The sequence below is a fragment of the Sphingomonas segetis genome, assembly GCF_009720245.1.
Taxonomy (GTDB): domain Bacteria; phylum Pseudomonadota; class Alphaproteobacteria; order Sphingomonadales; family Sphingomonadaceae; genus Sphingomicrobium; species Sphingomicrobium segetis.
This window is the reverse complement of the sequence record NZ_WJSQ01000322.1, coordinates 1-578: the sequence shown is the minus strand read 5'-3', so window position 1 is coordinate 578 and position 578 is coordinate 1. Positions and strand designations below refer to the sequence as shown.

Here is a 578-nt window from a genome sequence, read left to right as displayed (position 1 = left end):
GGCGAACACTGGCGCCTCGGCGGCCGACAGATTGCCCATGACCGCGAACGCGGCGCGCGAACCTTCAACGCCCGCCGGTACCGCGCTGAAGCGCGGCTTGCCCTCGTCCAGCCCGAGAAAGAGGTCGGGCGCGTCGACTTCGCGCCAGACCAACGCGCCGTCCTCACCGATCGCCGGGAGGCCGTCTTTCCAGACGAGCTGGCGCGCGGCGGATTGTTCGGCCAGCTGCACGATGGCGCCCGCGTCGGCGCGGAGGATGTCGGCGCGGTCGAGACCGGCGCCCGAGAAAAAGGGTTCAGGCCGCAAGCAAGCGCCTCCGCGACAGCAATTCATCGGCAGCTTTCAGGTATAAGGTCGGAAGGCCGGCCTCCGGCAGCGAGTCGATCCGATGCCACCAGCCATCGCCGACCGGGTCGGAGCGAAGCTCGATTGCGAGGTCGAGCGAAAAATGGGTGAAGACGTGGCGAACGCTGGCGACCGGATCGCTCGCCGGCTGCGCTTCACCCCATGCGCCGCCGGGCAGCGCGGCCATGCCGCCGAGGAGCCCAGCGGCGGGTCGCCGGACGAGCCACACATGG

General features: G+C 70.1%; 1 protein-coding gene and 1 pseudogene. Both read right to left on the bottom strand.

The genetic code is table 11. The annotated features are described in order from the left end of the window. A pseudogene (locus tag GH737_RS15025) lies at positions 1-306 on the bottom strand (hypothetical protein); the annotation flags it as partial. Beyond that, a partial coding sequence (locus GH737_RS15020; RefSeq protein ID WP_196233259.1) for an NUDIX domain-containing protein occupies positions 296-578 on the bottom strand: 283 nt, incomplete at its 5' end. The pseudogene GH737_RS15025 and the gene GH737_RS15020, both read right to left, overlap by 11 nt.